This window comes from Hephaestia mangrovi, from assembly GCF_019880555.1.
Lineage (GTDB): Bacteria > Pseudomonadota > Alphaproteobacteria > Sphingomonadales > Sphingomonadaceae > Sphingomonas > Sphingomonas mangrovi.
This window is the reverse complement of sequence record NZ_JAINVU010000022.1, coordinates 1-1,074: the sequence shown is the minus strand read 5'-3', so window position 1 is coordinate 1,074 and position 1,074 is coordinate 1. Positions and strand designations below refer to the sequence as shown.

Here is a 1,074-nt window from a genome sequence, read left to right as displayed (position 1 = left end):
ATGCGGAACAGCCGCACGTCGCGGTACAGCCGCTCGATGCCATAATCGGCGATATAGCCCGCCCCGCCGAAAATCTGCACCGCGCGATCGGCGACGCGGCCGACCATCTCGCTGGCGAACAGCTTGGCGGCGGAGGATTCGAGGACAACGTCGCGACCCGCATCCTTGGCGGCGGCGGTTTCCAGCACCAGCGCCCGGGCGGCGAGCGCCTCGGTCTTCGAATCGGCCAGCATCGCCTGGATGAGTTGATGCTCGGCGATCGGCTTGCCGAACTGCCTGCGCTCGCCGGCATAAGCGACGCAATCGGCGAGCAGCCGCTCGGCGACGCCGACGCAGACTGCGGCGATGTGCAGCCGGCCGCGATCGAGCACCTTCATCGCGATCTTGAACCCCTCGCCCTCGGCGCCGAGCCGATTGGCGACGGGGACGGCGACGTCGTCGAAATTGACGTCGGCGACCTTGGCGCCTTTCTGCCCCATCTTCTTTTCGGGCTCGCCGATCGACACGCCGGACAGGTTGCGCGGCACCAGGAAGGCGGAAACGCCGCGGCCGCCCGGCTCCTCGCCGGTGCGCGCCATTACCGTGAACAGATCGGCCTTGTCGGCATTGGTGATGTAGCGCTTGGTGCCGGACAGGCGATAGACATCGCCATCCTTCACCGCGCGGGCCTTCACCGCGCCTGAATCGCTGCCGACATCGGGCTCGGTCAGCGCGAAGCTGGTGATGATCTCGCCCGAGGCGATCTTGGGCAGCCATGCGGCTTTCTGTTCGGGCGTGCCGGCCATGACGAGGCCCTGACTGCCGATCCCGACATTGGTGCCGAACGCCGAGCGGAAGGCCGGCGTGGTGCGGCCCAATTCGATCGCGACCCGCGCTTCCTCGGCCATCGTCAGGCCGAGCCCGCCGAACTCCTCGGCGATCGACAGGCCGAACAGGCCCATGTCGCGCATCTCGGCGATCACCGCTTGCGGAATCGCGTCCTCCGCCTCGACCTCGGCCTCGAGCGGACGGAGCCGTTCGGCAACGAAGCGCCGCACCGCCTCGATCAGCGCAGCAAATGTCTCGGGGTCCAGC

The 1,074-nt window shown here is 68.1% G+C and carries 1 protein-coding gene; it reads right to left on the bottom strand.

The features are described from left to right. Window positions 1-1,073: acyl-CoA dehydrogenase family protein (locus K7G81_RS17640; protein ID WP_255587297.1), on the bottom strand; the 1,073-nt coding region annotated here is incomplete at its 3' end. Window position 1,074: the final 1 nt, after the last annotated feature.